At 35.0% G+C, this 15,062-nt stretch carries 17 protein-coding genes; 15 read left to right on the top strand and 2 right to left on the bottom strand.

The features are described 5' to 3' along the window. The first annotated feature begins 20 nt into the window (after positions 1–20). Both BR50_RS08620 and BR50_RS08625 read left to right on the top strand, forming a co-directional pair. Positions 21–911 carry an ABC transporter permease gene (locus BR50_RS08620; protein ID WP_034547851.1) on the top strand — a complete coding sequence of 297 codons (891 nt, stop codon included), beginning with the start codon at positions 21–23 and terminating at the stop codon, positions 909–911. Next, positions 908–1,711 carry an ABC transporter ATP-binding protein gene (locus tag BR50_RS08625; protein WP_034547853.1) on the top strand — a complete coding sequence of 268 codons (804 nt, stop codon included), beginning with the start codon at positions 908–910 and terminating at the stop codon, positions 1,709–1,711. The genes BR50_RS08620 and BR50_RS08625 overlap by 4 nt, the downstream gene beginning before the upstream one ends. A gap of 41 nt (positions 1,712–1,752) precedes the next feature. Here BR50_RS08625 and trhO read toward each other — a convergent pair whose 3' ends face one another. Beyond that, on the bottom strand, positions 1,753–2,718 hold the full coding sequence (trhO, locus tag BR50_RS08630; RefSeq protein ID WP_034547856.1) for an oxygen-dependent tRNA uridine(34) hydroxylase TrhO: 966 nt from the start codon (positions 2,716–2,718) through the stop codon (positions 1,753–1,755). 151 nt (positions 2,719–2,869) lie between these two features. Between trhO and BR50_RS08635 the strand changes: the two genes are divergently transcribed. The 3 genes from BR50_RS08635 (at position 2,870) to BR50_RS08645 (ending at position 6,223) form a co-directional block, all read left to right on the top strand. Further along, positions 2,870–3,415: a DNA-3-methyladenine glycosylase I gene (locus BR50_RS08635; RefSeq protein WP_034547859.1), complete on the top strand. Its 546-nt coding sequence runs from the start codon at positions 2,870–2,872 to the stop codon at positions 3,413–3,415. A gap of 138 nt (positions 3,416–3,553) precedes the next feature. Beyond that, complete coding sequence (locus BR50_RS08640) at positions 3,554–5,050, top strand: C40 family peptidase (RefSeq protein ID WP_034547862.1); 1,497 nt, start codon at positions 3,554–3,556, stop codon at positions 5,048–5,050. A gap of 264 nt (positions 5,051–5,314) precedes the next feature. Further along, complete coding sequence (locus BR50_RS08645; protein WP_034547864.1) at positions 5,315–6,223, top strand: diacylglycerol/lipid kinase family protein; 909 nt, start codon at positions 5,315–5,317, stop codon at positions 6,221–6,223. A 41-nt stretch (positions 6,224–6,264) separates the two neighbouring features. Here BR50_RS08645 and BR50_RS08650 read toward each other — a convergent pair whose 3' ends face one another. Further along, positions 6,265–8,076, bottom strand: a complete 1,812-nt coding sequence (locus tag BR50_RS08650; protein ID WP_034547866.1) for a M3 family oligoendopeptidase — start codon at positions 8,074–8,076, stop codon at positions 6,265–6,267. Positions 8,077–8,289: 213 nt separating this feature from the next. Between BR50_RS08650 and BR50_RS08655 the strand changes: the two genes are divergently transcribed. The 10 genes from BR50_RS08655 (at position 8,290) to BR50_RS08700 (ending at position 15,000) form a co-directional block, all read left to right on the top strand. Further along, complete coding sequence (locus tag BR50_RS08655; RefSeq protein WP_034547868.1) at positions 8,290–8,820, top strand: VanZ family protein; 531 nt, start codon at positions 8,290–8,292, stop codon at positions 8,818–8,820. Between the two features lie 102 nt (positions 8,821–8,922). Continuing rightward, positions 8,923–9,648 (top strand): YebC/PmpR family DNA-binding transcriptional regulator, encoded by a 726-nt coding sequence (locus tag BR50_RS08660; protein ID WP_034547870.1) that lies wholly within the window; start codon positions 8,923–8,925, stop codon positions 9,646–9,648. Between the two features lie 160 nt (positions 9,649–9,808). Beyond that, complete coding sequence (gene comGA / locus BR50_RS08665; protein WP_034547873.1) at positions 9,809–10,876, top strand: competence type IV pilus ATPase ComGA; 1,068 nt, start codon at positions 9,809–9,811, stop codon at positions 10,874–10,876. Further along, positions 10,830–11,888: a competence type IV pilus assembly protein ComGB gene (gene comGB / locus BR50_RS08670; protein WP_034547875.1), complete on the top strand. Its 1,059-nt coding sequence runs from the start codon at positions 10,830–10,832 to the stop codon at positions 11,886–11,888. The genes comGA and comGB overlap by 47 nt, the downstream gene beginning before the upstream one ends. Next, positions 11,885–12,205 (top strand): competence type IV pilus major pilin ComGC, encoded by a 321-nt coding sequence (gene comGC, locus BR50_RS08675; RefSeq protein WP_034547878.1) that lies wholly within the window; start codon positions 11,885–11,887, stop codon positions 12,203–12,205. Before comGB ends, comGC begins: the two co-directional genes overlap by 4 nt. Next, entirely contained in the window at positions 12,205–12,642 is a 438-nt protein-coding gene (gene comGD, locus BR50_RS08680) for a competence type IV pilus minor pilin ComGD (RefSeq protein ID WP_034547880.1), read from the top strand. The genes comGC and comGD overlap by 1 nt, the downstream gene beginning before the upstream one ends. Beyond that, positions 12,620–12,970, top strand: a complete 351-nt coding sequence (locus BR50_RS08685) for a type II secretion system protein (RefSeq protein ID WP_034547883.1) — start codon at positions 12,620–12,622, stop codon at positions 12,968–12,970. The genes comGD and BR50_RS08685 overlap by 23 nt, the downstream gene beginning before the upstream one ends. After that, positions 12,936–13,421: a competence type IV pilus minor pilin ComGF gene (gene comGF / locus BR50_RS08690; RefSeq protein ID WP_074200283.1), complete on the top strand. Its 486-nt coding sequence runs from the start codon at positions 12,936–12,938 to the stop codon at positions 13,419–13,421. The genes BR50_RS08685 and comGF overlap by 35 nt, the downstream gene beginning before the upstream one ends. Then, complete coding sequence (locus BR50_RS08695; protein WP_034547888.1) at positions 13,414–13,803, top strand: hypothetical protein; 390 nt, start codon at positions 13,414–13,416, stop codon at positions 13,801–13,803. The genes comGF and BR50_RS08695 overlap by 8 nt, the downstream gene beginning before the upstream one ends. Before the next feature lie 165 nt (positions 13,804–13,968). Then, positions 13,969–15,000: a M24 family metallopeptidase gene (locus tag BR50_RS08700; protein WP_425429674.1), complete on the top strand. Its 1,032-nt coding sequence runs from the start codon at positions 13,969–13,971 to the stop codon at positions 14,998–15,000. Positions 15,001–15,062 lie beyond the last annotated feature (62 nt).

The following is a 15,062-nucleotide window of genomic DNA, read 5'->3' on the forward strand; positions in this document are numbered from 1 at the left end:
AAAGATAAAGGAGAATTAAAATGGATATTATATTATCAAGTATTTCTCAAGGACTATTATGGTCTGTTATGGCGATAGGTGTTTACCTTACTTTTAGGATTCTAGATATCGCAGATTTAACTGCTGAAGGAAGTTTCCCATTAGGTGCCGCTATTTGTTCGGTAGCTATTGTTTCCGGAATATCTCCTTTGATTGCCAGTTTATTGGCACTAGTAGGAGGAATGCTCGCTGGGAGCGTATCGGGTTTGTTGCACACAAAACTTAAGATCCCCGCTCTACTCACAGGGATCTTGACCATGACAGCTTTGTATTCCATCAACCTAAGAATAATGGGACAAGCAAACGTCACTTTATTGGGGCAAGAAACAATGATGCGTACTTTGCAGTCGTTTGGTTTAGAAAATCGTTTAGCTGTTTTAATTGTTGGCGCAATAGCAGTTGGAGTAGTTATTTTAGTGCTTTACTTATTTTTCAGTACTGAAACTGGATTAGCACTAAGATCTACTGGTGATAACGAAGAAATGAGCGAAGCAAATGGTATTCACACAGATGCTATGAAAATAATAGGCTATATGTTGAGCAATGGATTGATCTCTTTATCAGGGGCACTGATTGCTCAAAATAATGGTTATGCAGACATTAGTATGGGAATTGGAACGATTGTGATCGGATTGGCCTCTGTTATTATTGGTGAGGTGATCTTCCATAATTTATCTTTTGCGAAGCGTTTAATAACAATCGTGATTGGAGCAATCGTCTACCGCTTAATTATTGATTTGGTATTACAATTAGGTGTAGAACCGCAAGATATCAAGTTGTTCTCAGCAATCATACTGGCAATTGCTCTTTCTACTCCACTATTGAAAAAGAAAGTAAAAAGGATCAACCGGAAAGGAGCCAAATTAGTATGACCGCAATTTTAGAATTAAAGACTATCCATAAAAGCTTTGAAGTAGGAACCGTTAATGAAAACCATGTTTTAAAAGGGATCGATTTAACGATCGAGAAAGAAGAATTTGTTACGATCATCGGAGGAAATGGCGCTGGAAAATCAACATTACTAAATAGTGTGGCTGGAACCTATGTAGTGGATGAGGGTGCTGTTTTTTTGGATGGAAAGGACGTTACCTATAAAAGAACAAATGAAAGAGCAAAAGACATTGGACGAGTTTTTCAAGATACAAAGATGGGGACTGCAACACGACTGACAATTGAAGAAAACTTAGCGGTGGCTTTCAAAAGAGGGAAAAAAAGAGGATTGACTTTGGGTGTAAAAGACAAGCAACGAGAATTGTTCAAAGAGCAACTGAAATTACTGGAGTTAGGCTTAGAAGACAGATTGAAAATGGAAGTCGGATTATTGTCAGGCGGCCAAAGACAAGCCTTGACGTTATTAATGGCAACGATCGTTCCACCAAAATTACTTCTATTGGATGAGCATACAGCAGCGTTAGACCCTAAGACGAGTCAAATGGTATTGAAATTAACGGATAAAATCGTCCGCGAAAAAAAGTTGACAGCACTAATGATCACTCATAATATGGAAGATGCAATCAAGCATGGAACGCGATTGATCATGTTACACAACGGAAAAATAGTAGTAGATATTTCAGGAGAAAAGAAAAAAGAATTAACTGTACCAGATTTATTAGCATTATTTCAAAAGAACAGTGGAGAAACAGTAACTGAAGATGTACTGATATTAGGATAAATAAAAAAGGAATTGAGAAAAATCTCAATTCCTTTTTTTTATTAAACTGATGCTGGAAGTTTCTCTCCAATAACAGCTAACCGTTCTGCAACATCTTCTTGACTCAAATTGTTGCGTTTTACGTATAAGTTTGCTGGAGTTATGCGGCATTCATGGCTGCATCCACGTAAATATTTATGCTCATTACTTTCAGAAGCTAAAATTTGACGGTTGCAAGCAGGGTTTGCACAGTTTAAATAACGTTCACATGGAGTGCCGTCAAACCAATCAAGTCCAACAATCACATGTTCTTTTTGATTGACGGGAACACTGATGCGTTCATCAAATACGTACATTTGACCATCCCATAGATCCCCCTGAACTTCAGGGTCTTTTCCATAAGTAGCGATTCCTCCATGCAATTGTCCAACATCCTTAAATCCTTCTTTAACTAACCAACCAGAAAATTTTTCGCAACGAATTCCACCGGTACAGTAGGTTACCACTCTTTTATCCATAAAGGTTTCTTTATTATCACGGATCCATTGAGGCAACTCTCTAAAAGTTCTAATTTCAGGGCGTATGGCTCCTCTGAAGTGTCCTAAGTCGTATTCATAATCATTTCGCGCATCGATAACAATTGTATTTTTATCAAGAATAGCTTCACGGAATTCTTTCGGTTCTAAATAATTCCCAGTTACTTCATTTGGATCGATATCGTCTAATAAGTTCAGGGATACAAGCTCGGGACGTAAGCGGACAAACATTTTTTTGAAAGGTGGGCGCTCTTCTTCATCTATTTTAAAAACTAAATCTGAAAAGTAAGGATCAGCATGCATGGCATCGATATACTGTTGCGTTTGTTCGAAAGTACCTGCAATTGTTCCATTGATGCCTTCTTCAGCGACTAAAATTCTTCCTTTTAAACCAACTTCTTTACAAAAAGCTAAATGCTTTATTGTATATTCTTCTGGATTTTCGATGTGAACATATTTATAGTAAAGTAAAACACGGTAATCTTTAGACATAGCAAATCCTCCTAATCTGATTCTTAACAATAGGTAGGCGAACTACCTTAAAAGTTGATCTATACTAACAATACACTATACACTAACCAAATAATAGAAAGCAAGACTTCAAAAGGTAATAATATCAAATAAAAGTAAAGGCTGTGCACAAATGAAAAGATGTACTTGGGCTACAACTGATTTGATGAAGAAATATCATGATGAAGAATGGGGCAAACCGCTTCATGATGACCAGGCTTTATTTGAATTATTGATTCTTGAAACGATGCAAGCTGGATTAAGCTGGTCTATAATTTTAAATAAAAGAGAAAATTACCGAAAAGCGCTTGATGGATTCGATCCTTATAAAATCGTTCTCTATGATCAAAAAAAAATAGAAGAATTACTTTCAAATCCTGGAATTATTCGAAATAAATTAAAAATCAACTCTCTTTTAAAGAACGCAGAGGCATTTTTAAAAGTAAAACAAGACTACGGTACATTTGATGCCTACATATGGTCATTTGTGAAAGGAAAGCCGATCGTCAATCATTTTAATAATACAGAGCAAGTACCAGCTAAAACAGAGTTGTCCATAACTATATCAAAAGAAATGAAAAAAAGAGGTTTTACATTCTTTGGACCAGTAACTTGTTATGCATTCATGGAAGCTGCAGGTTTGATAAACGATCACCTCAATGATTGTTCATTTAAATAAATCGTTTATTTGACACACAGTTGTAATCTAAACGATACGATTCTATCATATGTCCTATGTTATAATAAAAGCCAATTAAGGAATCTTAAAAAAAGTAAGATTTTAAATAACAGAAATTCTATTTGGAGGGTAAAACACGTGAATAAAAAACTATTAACTGTTGCAATACTAGGAACCATGTCCTTTAGTTCTCTTATTTTACCAACTGCCGTTAGCGCTGAAACTTTTACAAATCAAGTTTCTGAATCTGAACAACAACTAAATCAATCTGAAACAGCAATTAAAGCAGCTCAACAAAAAGTTGATGGTCTACAAGCTCAATCAAGCCAAACAGAAGCTGAATTAGCAGCAATCACAAATTCAATCAATTCAAATAAAGATAAAACAACTACATTATTAGCTGATATTGAAGCATCTCAGAAAGAAAATGAAACATTACAAAAAGAAATTGAATCACTCAAAGAAAAAATCGAACAACGCAGTGAACAACTTGAAAATCAAGCACGCACAGTACAAGTAAATGGTGATACAAAGAACTACATAGAATTTGTTATTGAAGCTGAATCTATGTCTGATGTACTTGGACGAGTTGATGTGGTTACCGATTTAGTGAAAGCAAACAAGGATCTTGTTCAAACGCAAGCAGATGATAAGAAATCAGTAGTAGAAAAGAAAGAAAAAACTGAACAATCAATTGTTCAACAAAATGCTCTTGCTGCTCAATTAGAAAATGCAAAAGCTGAAATGGAACAACAATCATTAGAAAAAGAAGTAGTGGTTTCTCAATTAGCTATTGAGACAGCTGGTGCGCAAGCAGATAAAGATAAGTATATTGCTCAAAAAGCTGAAGCAGAGAGTCAAGTGGCAGAATATACTGCAGCTCAAGAAGCAGCAGAGTTGGCTGTATTAGCAAGTTATGAAGTAGAACAATCTGAAGAAGCAGTCATAGAAGAATCTTCTGAAAATGAAATTGAAACGTCAGAAATAACAGAAGTAGTTGAAGAAAGTGTTGAAACTCAAATAGCAGTCAAAGTATCTCAACCAACTGAAACTTCAAGTGAATCTTCAAAAGCAACTAGTTCTACTGTAGTAAAAGCTCCAACTCAGTCTGTAAAAACAACTAATATTGTTTCAACAAAAGCTCCAGTAAAAACAAATGAAGTTACACAAACTAAAGCACCAGTTAAAGTACCAGTTAAAGCACCAGTAAAGAAAGTTGAAACAGAAACGAAACCAGTAGCACCTAAACCAATCACTCAAACTCAGCCTTCTAATTCTGGAACCTCTTGGTCAGCTTTACAGCCAAGTGTTTCTAAAGTTTTAGGAACACCTTATTTGTGGGGTGGAACTTCTACAAATGGATTTGACTGTTCTGGTTTTACATCTTATGTTTTTGCAAAGGTAGGAATTACTCTGCCGCGGACAGCAGCAGCACAATATGCATCTTCTACTAAGGTTACAAATCCACAACCTGGCGATTTAGTTTTCTTCAAAGATGGGGGATCAATATCTCATGTAGGGATCTATGTAGGCAATGGTCAATTTGTTGGATCTCAGAGCAGCACGGGAGTTGCTTATACTTCAGTTAGTTCTTCATACTGGGGACCAAAAATTGTAGGATATGGACGTTATTAAAAAATAGAAAAAATCGTTGCCAATTAGGCAACGATTTTTTTTGTTCTCCTAGGGTTCTCTCATCCTTTCCTTTCTAATTATAAACTTATAGAAAGGAAGCATAATAGTCGGAAAAAACAGAGTTTGTTATAGTAAATCAGAAAATCACCTCTTGTCGTTAAGAAGAGCCTTTTATTAGCAATCGAATAGAGCTTAAGTTAAACTAAATCTATAAAAGACGATTTTTACATAGGTATACATAGGTATAGGAAGGGTTGATGGAAAATGACTAAAGTGGTACTGATCGTAAATCCTTCTTCAGGAGGAGAAAAGGGAAAAGAGTATACGGAGCTTGCTCTAGAAGTTTTAGAATCAATGTATGATGAGGTCATACTTAAAGAAACAGCTAAAGGCGGAGATGCTGAAGAATTTGCTGAAAAAGCTGCTAAAGAACGCGTAGAAGCAGTTATTGTCATGGGTGGTGACGGAACAGTAAATGAGTGTATAAGTGGTTTAGCAGAGGAAGCCTATCGTCCAAAATTAGGCATCATTCCTTTGGGTACTGTCAATGATTTAGGTCGTGCTTTGGGCGTTCCACTTGATCCAAAAGCAGCCATTAGCATGTTGCCAGACGCAGTCACAAAGAAACTAGATGTCGGAAAAGTAAATGATAGTTATTTTGTTAATGTCATCGCGATTGGGAAAATCCCAGAAGCAGTTAAAGATGTAGGCGTTGATCAAAAAACAAAATTAGGATCGTTATCTTACTTTATTGAAGGAGCAAAGGCTTTTAACGATAATCAAAGCTATCCTTTTAAATTAGTCTTAGATGATGAGGTCATTGAACAAGAATCTAGTTTAGTACTTATCGTATTAACGAATTCTGTCGGAGGATTTGAAAATATGTTGCCGCATGCGAAAATAGATGATGGATACCTGCATTTAGTTGCATTAAAAGGGAAGACTTTAATGGACAAAGTTAAATTAATTCCTAAAGTGATTTCAGGAAACGCAACTGAGGCAGATGAGACACTATACAGAAAATTTAAATCAGGTAAAATAGCTGTCGTAGAAAAAGATATCCAATTGGTAAGTAATATTGATGGAGATGAGGGAGACAAACTTCCTCTTACCGTTCAAGTTTTACCTAGTCACATCACGATTTTTGTCCCAGGAGATTCAAAAAATGAATAAAAAATAAGACAATCTTTTTAAAGATTGTCTTATTTTTTATGTTATTTCACGTATTCTTCAGTTAAGGACATAAAAGTATCGACATCATTTTTCATGATGGCAATACCAGCTTCCCAAAAATCTGGTTTAGTTAAGTCGGCATTTAGATGTTTCTTAGCTAAATCTTCTGTAGACATTGAGGCAGTGTCTCTCAACAATGCAATGTATTTATCTTCAAAACCAGCTCCTTCTTCTAAAGAACGAGCATAAATTCCTAAACTAAATAAATAGCCAAAAGTATATGGGAAATTATAAAAAGGAACATCAGCAATAAAGAAGTGGAGTTTACTAGCCCAAAAATGTGGGTGATACTCACTTAAAGAATCTTGATACGCTTCTTTTTGAGCCTCTTCCATCAATTCACCAAGGCGATCCTCTGTTAAAATACCGTTTTGACGTTCATTATAGAATCGTGTTTCAAATAAGAAACGCGCATGGATATTTAGAAACATGGCTAAGGCGTTTTGTATTTTCGTATCCAATAAAGTGATTTTTTCTTCTTTAGAAGTCGCTTCTTTAACGGTAGCATCGGCTATGATCATTTCTGCAAAAGTACTTGCTGTTTCAGCAACATTCATGGCATATTGTTGGTTAAGAGTTGGTAAATCAGTCATTACATGGCTATGAAAAGCATGACCTAATTCATGTGCTAATGTGGATACTTCACTTGGCGATTCGGCATAAGTCATAAAGATACGAGATTCTTTACTTTCTGGCAACTCTGAACAGTATCCACCAGGTCTTTTTCCACCACGGTCTTCGGCTTCGATCCAACTGTGGTCAAAAGCGTATTGAGCAAAATCAGCCATTTTCCCACTAAACTTACGGAAATTTTTTACAATAAAATCAGCACCATCATCATATGGATAAACCTTAGCAGATGCATTTCCGATTATCACTGGTGCTTCAGTATCTTGCCAAGATAATTTGTCTTTTCCCAGCAATTGAGCCTTACGATTTAAGTAATCAACAAAAGGTTTTTTGTTGTCGCTAACGGCTTTCCACATTGTATCTAAGGTTTCCTGGTTCATCCGATTATATTCTAAAGGACGTTTTAAAAAATCTTTAACACCATGAGCTTTATAGTCTGCTAAACGAAACCCAGCCAAATGATTTAATGTGTCGCTGAATAAAGGAGCCATGCCCCCCCAGGTTTCCTCCCATTTCTTGAATAATTGCTCGCGAACTTTTGCATCCGGATCAGTATTCATTTTATTATAGGCCTGTCCAACTGACAACTGATGGATATGACCTTCACCATCTTCAAAAGGAATCTCAATAGTTGCTACTAATGAATCGTAATGATCGCTCCATCCTTGGAAACCATCGATGGAAAGAGCATTGATCAAGGCTTCTTCTGTTTCGCTTAATAGTTCTTTACCATGTCTACGCGTTTCATTTAGGCTGAATTCAATTTCTTTAAAAGCAGGTAGTTTAACTAGCTCATTCCAATTATTATCAGGCATAGCGACCATTTTTTTTGTTAAAATAATTTGAAGCGTACTAAAAGCGCTACTCAATTCGATTACTTGGCCAAGAAGGGCCCCTGCTTGTTTATCAAGTACATCTGCAGATTGAACAGCTTCTACAAAAGTAAAAACTTGAGAAAGTCCCTTTGTTAATTTTTCTTGAACAAGCAGAATATCGGCTAGCTCTTTAAATGCGGGACCATCTTTTTCAGTATCCCACTTAGTAGTAAGTAAAGATAATTCATCTAGCTGATTTCGGATAAGAGCTAATTTTTCTTTTAGTTGTGGTGAACTGCTGCCGCCTGGAAAAATAGATTCAAGATCCCATTTTATATTGTATTTCATATTGTAACTCCCTTTCACACTTTGAATAAATCCATTATACTCTAGTTTGTCAAAGTTTTAAAATCAGTAGTTATTCAAACTAAATAAGTGTAATAAGCCTGACTTAAAAATAACTGCCAAAAATACTTCACTATAATGTAAAATAGACATAGTTAGCTTGATGATAAATAAAAATAAATTTTAATACAAAGTTATGAAAGAAGGAAGATACAGATGCGTTCAACTACAAAAGATAATTTTTTTATTCTACTAGCATTTATAATAATGGCAGTATTATTTTACAGTTCTTCTCAGCCTTATGGAGAACAATCGTTGACAAGTATGCTAGATGAAATTTTAGCTAAAGAACCATTGAAGGAACTCTTAAGCTTGATTCAATTCAATTATGCAGGCGATGAAGTGAGCATCGCTGCACAAGGATATAGTTCGTTCATTGAATTCTTCATTCGAAAATTGGCTCATTTTGGAATCTATTTTTTATTAGGATTATGTTGGTTTTTAGGATTGAAAAATAAAATGACAAGTATTGGGTTAGCAGCGTTTGTATCATGGCTATTAGCATCTGGTTATGCAGCTTTTGATGAGTTACATCAAAGTATCACACCTGATCGGACTCCTTTGATGGAAGATGTCATTTTGGACGCTACAGGAGCATTGACAAGTATTTTCCTAGCTATAGTATTTTTCCTGTTCTATTCTAAAAAGAAAAAAAATAGATCTTTATTTAAAAAGATAAAACGATAGATAAATTAGTGAATAGTTGCTCTGTAATGGGTTTTTTGATAAAATAAGGACAGCTATTTATTCTAGCTTAATACACTTATACTATGAAATGGGGAGTTTGGAGTGTCAGGACATTCAAAATGGAACAATATCCAAGGGCGTAAAAATGCACAAGATGCAAAACGCGGGAAAATATTCCAAAAAATATCAAGAGAAATATACATGGCTGTGAAAAGTGGTGGGCCTGAGCCAAACATTAACCCTTCATTACGTATGGTGATGGATAAGGCTAAGTCTAATAATATGCCGAATGATAATGTTGAACGCGCTATAAAAAAAGGAAGCACAACAGGTGAAAATGAAAACTATGATGAAGTGATTTACGAAGGGTATGGCCCGAAAGGAACAGCTGTATTGGTTCATACTTTAACAGATAACTTAAATCGTACTGGGACTAATGTTCGTGTCGCTTTTAACAAAAATGGCGGCTCTATGGGCGAAAAAGGTTCTGTTAGTTATATGTTTGATCGTAAAGGGTATATCGCAATTGAACGTGAAGGGCTGGAAGTTGATGAAGATACCATGCTGATGAGTGTCCTAGAAGCTGGCGGAGATGAAATGGAAACGTCAGATGAAGTATTTGAAATTTATACAGATCCTTCTGATTTACCAGATGTACGTGATGCTTTAGAAAAAGAAGGTTATACATTAGCGCAAGCTGAGGTAACTATGATTCCACAAACGATGGTTCAGTTGCCGGAAGATAAAAAAACTTTATTCAATCAAATGATCGATAAACTTGAAGAAGATGACGATGTAACTGAAGTTTTCCACAACGCTGAATTATAAGCTATTAACTAAAAATTGAAGAATCCCTGCCTTTCTAGCACAAATAGAAAGGTAGGGATTTTTTTGTTAAAAATTAGTAAAAAGAATAACGCAATACTAACTTGACTGCACATATTTAAATTAAGAACAATAACAAAAATGCGGATAAGGGAGGTGGATAATGGAGATTGAAGAGTTTACACAGTATGTTGTTTTAAAAGCTCAAGAAACAGGCACAAGTGATATTCATATTTTGCCTGAAGATAATCAATACCGATTTTATTTTCGGATCGGTGGAAAGATGAGTTTCTGGAATACTGTACCAGAAGAAGAAGGTAAACGATTTATTTCCTATTTTAAATATTTAGCGAATATGGATGTAGGTGAAAGAAGAAAACCGCAAAGTGGAGCTGCTCAATTGATAATTGAAGGAAATACTACTGCATTAAGGTTTTCGACTATTACAAATTTTCGCGCTCAAGAATCTATGGTTATAAGAATTTTAAACCAATCGATGCATCTATCTTTGTCGAAAACAACTTATTTCAAAAAAGAAGTTCAAATGATTGAACAGTTGGCTCAATTTAATAGTGGGTTACTCATTTTTTCAGGCCCCGTTGGATCAGGTAAGACGACAACGATGTATCAACTTGTTCGTGAAAGTTATCTAACAAGTAGACAACAAGTTATAACAGTCGAAGATCCCGTTGAAATTGAAGAACCATTGTTTTTACAAACACAGGTAAATGAAAAAGCTGGAATTACTTATGAGACGCTTTTAAAGTCTAGTCTGCGTCATCACCCCGATATCATTATTATTGGTGAAATAAGAGATGAAGAAACAGCGAAAATGGTTATAAGGGGAGCTTTAACCGGGCACATGATCATTGCAAGTGTTCATGCAAAAAATACTGTTGGAGTTATTTCACGGTTGTTGGAACTTGGGGTGACACAAGAGCAGCTAAAGCAAACTTTACTCGGGGTAGTCTTTCAAAAGTTGATTCCGAGATATTGTCCTTTTTGTAAAGGAGACTGTGAACCGGCATGCCTCCATATAAATTTGTATGAAAAAAGAGCAATATTATATGATGTTTTATCAAGGGAAGAGCTTAAGCAGTATCTTAACCAGACTCAAACAGAAGAACAAATTCAAGAGAAACAAACCAGGTCTTTTAACTTATTGTTAAGAAAGGTGTATGCATATGGCTACATCAGTGAAAAAAGTTTTATTCAGTTCCAAATCCCCTAAAAAAAAATCACTGTCTATCCAAGCTTCATTTTTAATTAAACTCTCTGCATTGATGACAGAAGGATTTTCTTTAAAAGAAGCATTATTATTTTTAAAAATGATAGTGCCAAGAGAAGCGCATTGGATCCAAGCCATTCTTGAAGAATTAGAAAATGGAGAGCGTTTTGATCGCAGCATAAAAAAACAAGGATTCTCTGAACGAGTTTCTTCTCAAATTTATTTATCTTTTATCCATGGTAATCTAACAGAAGCATTAGAGGCGAGCGGGAATTACTTAGAAGAAAAAGTGAAACAACAAAGCCAACTGACAAAATTATTGCAGTACCCCATATTTTTATTGCTATTTATGATTGGTATTTTAATGGCGATCCGCTATACGATACTGCCTAATTTTGAGCAAATGAATGCTACAAAGGGTTCTATTGTTAATAGCGTTGCGATTGGATTTGTCTACTACTTCCCAGCTATTTTAGGTATCGGTTCAGTAATAGTCTCCTTGATTATTTTAACGATTCGCTATCAATTAGGAAAACAGACAGCTATTCAACGCACAGCTTTTTTCATGAAAATCCCTATTATTTCTACGTTATTAAGGTTGTATTATACAAATTTATTTAGTTATGAGTGGAGTCAATTATTAAAAAGTGGTCATCAAATGAATAAAATTATTGAACTCATGCAATCGAAGGAAACAACGCAACTCATGCAAGAGGTTGCGGGTAAGATAGAAAAAGAGCTAAGAATGGGCCGGAATTTTAAAGAATCAATGGACAGTTTTTCTTTTTTTAATAGTGAACTTGGATTCATTATTATGCATGGTGAAGCAACTGGCCGTTTAGGAATAGAACTGGCTGTCTATGCAAAAGATTGTCAACTGCGATTGACGGTTCAGATTCAAAAAATATTTAGTTGGATCCAACCTGTTATATTTTTAGTTATTGCCTTTTTTATTATGTGTGTTTATCTAGCTTTGTTATTACCAACGTTCACAATGATGGAGGAAATCTTATGAAAATGAAAAAACAATTGAATCAAAAAGGATTTACACTGATTGAAATGGTAATGGTGTTATTCATTATTTCAGTATTGATGCTGTTGATTGTACCCAATGTAGTGAAACAAAAAGATTCGATCGATGCTCAGGGGACAGAAGCATTGGTTACCGTTATTCAAACGCAAGTTGAGCTTTATGAATTAGAGGGTGAAGAGGGGGCAGTATCCTTAGACGCATTACAGCAACAAGGATATCTATCAGCGAAACAAGTTAAGCAAGCAAGCGCTAAATCTATTACTATTACGAACGGCATAGTGAGTTCGAGTCAAAATTAATGGAATCATTAAATGAAAAAGGGATACTGCTCTTTGAAATGCTCCTTGTTTTGTTAATTGCTGCTAGTTTATTACTTATTCCAACTATTTACACAAAACACACTAAAAATACGTTAGAAAACCAGTTGTTTGTTGAAGAATTACAAAGTCATATGACAGCTATTCAAAATTATGCCATTTTATCTGGGAATACAACGACAATGATTGTGTCCTCTCAATACAAGACGATCCAATTTAAAGTTATTGATGATGAACAGAATGAATTGAACCAATTGATCCATTTACCAGAAACGATAACCACTCCTGATCGTAAGACCTACTATTTTAATGGCTACAGCGGGAATTTACGTAATTTTGATACTTTAGTTTTTTTTATTAACAATACAAGGCATACCATGGCCTTTCAGTTAGGAAGTGGCAGGTATAATTGGCAATAAGAAACTGAATCAAAAAGGGTATTTATTGATTGAAAGTTTAGTAGCATTTTCTATTTTAAGTTTGTGTATGGCTATTTATATTCCTTTCATTGTAAGTATGCTAAAAAAAGTTGATGCAGAAAAGACAGCTGTTGAAATGTATCGCATCCAGTACGAACAAGTACAGAAAATTGAGCAGCTTCAAACAACGGATAACACTTGGAGAACGGGAGGGAAAGTTTTTACCATCGAACAAATAACAACTACTGCTCAAAAAGGAGTACGTATAAAACATGAGAAAGAAGAAATTTCCATTGAAATCCTGTCTTTTCAAAAGGTTAACCCTTGACCAAAAAGGGTTTACTTTAATAGAAGCCTTAGCAGCTTTATTTATTCTAGTTTTATGCATTTCTCTTTTAAGCTTTGCAACGATGCAATACCAAGCGATACGTAAACAAACCTTTGAAGAGCGACAACTTGAATGGCATATGTTTTTGAACCAATTCGAATACAATATAGAAGGACTCGTTTTTGTTAGTGCTAAACCAAGTGAATTACAGTTTAAATTACTGGACGAAAAAGGCCAGTTTAAGGAAATGATTTATTATGAAAGACACTTTGAAGTACTAAGACGTCGAACGGGGTCTGGAGGACATCATCCTATGCTAATGAAAGTCAAAGCAATAAATTTTGTTCAAAATAATTCATTTATAGAGATCACAGTAACTTTTTTAAACAAAGAGACCTATCATGCACAATTATCTATTGAGGATAATTTAGCAGGTGTTCAAAATGAATGAAAAGGGAGCTGTTTTACCTTCAGTGATGGTGTTTGTCTTATTGATGAGTATCATACTTTTAGGGACAAATAAAATTTTTGAGAATCAAATGAACCAATTAAGAATGACAAAACATTATTATAATGTAGAAAGTATGCTGATCCTTTCCAAAATGGAACTCAAGAATCAGTATGAACTAAATCAAGAAATAGAAAATGGAATCGTTACTTTTTCTGATGGAACAGTGACTATCCAAAAAAAAAGCATGGATTCATTTACTTTAAAAGGAACACTTAAAAATGTCTTTTCAAAACAGATGGAAGTCCAACTAAAGCAACAACCTATTGGAAATTCGAATGATATGGAAGCACAAGAAGACAGAATAGCTATTACAGAAAATTAAAAAATTGAGAAATAACTTCATTGTAAGCGTAAGTGAGGTTATTTCTTTTTGTGGTTCGATTTGATATAATGATCGAATAGAAACGGCTACTTAAAAAAAGATTAAAATACATACAAAAATAAGGAGTGAAGAATAGTGACTAAATTAGCTAAATTACGTGAAGGTATGAAAGAAAAAGGTATTGAGGCATTATTGGTAACAAGTCCTTATAATTTACGGTATATTTCAAATTTCACAGGTACAACTGGTCTATGTGTTATAACAGTAGATAAAGCTTACTTTGTGACCGATTTTAGATATACTGAACAAGTGGCAACACAAGCTGTAGGATTCGAAATTATTACAAACGTTGGACCTATTTTCGATGAAGTCGCAAAGTTGCTAGATAAAAATAAAATTCAAACTTTAGGTTTTGAAGAAGATTTTGTCACATACAGTACCTTTGAATTATTAGAAAAAATTATTCCGAGTGAATTGATTCCAGTAAAAGGATTAATTGAAGAACTAAGAGAAGTTAAAGATGAAACGGAAATTGAAACGATCAAGAAAGCCTGTTCTATTTCTGATGCGGCATTTAAATTTATCTTAGGAGAAATAAAACCTGGTATGTCAGAAATTGAAGTTGCCAATTTGCTTGATTTTCATATGCGCGGCTTAGGAGCAACAGGCGTGTCATTTGAAACGATCGTAGCTAGCGGGATCCGTTCAGCAATGCCTCACGGAGTAGCCAGCCATAAGAAAATCGAAACAGGAGATTTCGTTACAATTGACTTCGGCTGTTATTATGAAGGGTATGTTTCTGATATGACGAGAACATTTGCAGTGGGTACACCAAACGAAAAATTAAAAGAAATCTATGCTATTACACTTGAGGCACAGCTGAAAGTTATTGATGCGGCTAAACCAGGCATGTCGGGTGTCCAGCTAGATGCTGTTGCACGAGACCATATTGCAAGCTATGGTTATGGAGAGGCTTTTGGGCATTCAACTGGTCATGGGATCGGGTTAGAAATTCATGAAGGACCAAATGTTTCCAAGTTAGCAGAAAAAGTATTTGTACCTGGAAATGTGATTACTAATGAGCCAGGAATCTACCTTCCAGGATTTGGTGGGGTCAGAATTGAAGATGATTTGGTGATCACTAAAAATGGAAATGAGGTCATTACTCATTCTCCAAAAGAATTAATCATTTTGTAACAGTATTTATTTACAATTTATTAGGCAGAACACTGAAAAAATGATACACTTATATAGAAAAT

Origin of the sequence: Carnobacterium alterfunditum DSM 5972, from assembly GCF_000744115.1 — a bacterium.
In the GTDB taxonomy this organism is placed as follows: domain Bacteria; phylum Bacillota; class Bacilli; order Lactobacillales; family Carnobacteriaceae; genus Carnobacterium_B; species Carnobacterium_B alterfunditum.

Excerpts from the sequence above, each read along its gene's own strand:
- BR50_RS08695 (WP_034547888.1), top strand. The coding sequence starts at position 13,414 with ATGAATGAAAAGGGAGCTGTTTTACCTTCAGTGATGGTGTTTGTCTTA.
- trhO (WP_034547856.1), bottom strand. The coding sequence starts at position 2,718 with ATGTCTAAAGATTACCGTGTTTTACTTTACTATAAATATGTTCACATC.
- BR50_RS08635 (WP_034547859.1), top strand. The coding sequence starts at position 2,870 with ATGAAAAGATGTACTTGGGCTACAACTGATTTGATGAAGAAATATCAT.
- BR50_RS08655 (WP_034547868.1), top strand. The coding sequence starts at position 8,290 with ATGCGTTCAACTACAAAAGATAATTTTTTTATTCTACTAGCATTTATA.
- BR50_RS08620 (WP_034547851.1), top strand. The coding sequence starts at position 21 with ATGGATATTATATTATCAAGTATTTCTCAAGGACTATTATGGTCTGTT.
- comGD (WP_034547880.1), top strand. The coding sequence starts at position 12,205 with ATGGAATCATTAAATGAAAAAGGGATACTGCTCTTTGAAATGCTCCTT.
- BR50_RS08625 (WP_034547853.1), top strand. The coding sequence starts at position 908 with ATGACCGCAATTTTAGAATTAAAGACTATCCATAAAAGCTTTGAAGTA.
- BR50_RS08650 (WP_034547866.1), bottom strand. The coding sequence starts at position 8,076 with ATGAAATACAATATAAAATGGGATCTTGAATCTATTTTTCCAGGCGGC.
- BR50_RS08700 (WP_425429674.1), top strand. The coding sequence starts at position 13,969 with ATGAAAGAAAAAGGTATTGAGGCATTATTGGTAACAAGTCCTTATAAT.
- BR50_RS08645 (WP_034547864.1), top strand. The coding sequence starts at position 5,315 with ATGACTAAAGTGGTACTGATCGTAAATCCTTCTTCAGGAGGAGAAAAG.
- comGC (WP_034547878.1), top strand. The coding sequence starts at position 11,885 with ATGAAAATGAAAAAACAATTGAATCAAAAAGGATTTACACTGATTGAA.
- comGB (WP_034547875.1), top strand. The coding sequence starts at position 10,830 with ATGGCTACATCAGTGAAAAAAGTTTTATTCAGTTCCAAATCCCCTAAA.
- comGA (WP_034547873.1), top strand. The coding sequence starts at position 9,809 with ATGGAGATTGAAGAGTTTACACAGTATGTTGTTTTAAAAGCTCAAGAA.